This window comes from Micrococcus sp. GbtcB5, from assembly GCF_019091605.1.
GTDB lineage: Bacteria > Actinomycetota > Actinomycetes > Actinomycetales > Micrococcaceae > Micrococcus > Micrococcus luteus.
The window spans coordinates 1-241 of sequence record NZ_JAGXJK010000397.1; the positions used below are offsets into that span (position 1 = coordinate 1).

The 241-nt window shown below is 71.4% G+C and carries 1 protein-coding gene; it reads right to left on the bottom strand.

Going from position 1 to position 241, the window contains the following annotated elements; translation table 11 throughout:
• Positions 1-241: HAD family hydrolase (locus KVS67_RS12855; RefSeq protein ID WP_217565534.1), on the bottom strand; the 241-nt coding region annotated here is incomplete at both ends.

Genomic DNA, 241 nt, shown 5'->3' on the forward strand with positions numbered 1-241 from the left:
TGGGAGACCTTCGCGGACTTGTCCTCCGGGCGCACGCCGGCGAAGACGCGGTCGATGCCGAGCTCCTTGCCGACCTCGTTCGCGACCGCCTCGGCATCGCCGGTGATCATGACGACCTCGACGCCGAGGGCGTGGAGGGCGTCGACGGCGTAGCGGGATTCTGGCCGGACCTCGTCGGCGAGCCTCAGCCCGCCGACCACCTGGCCGCCGCGGAGAACGTGCAGAATGATCGCGCCCTCGG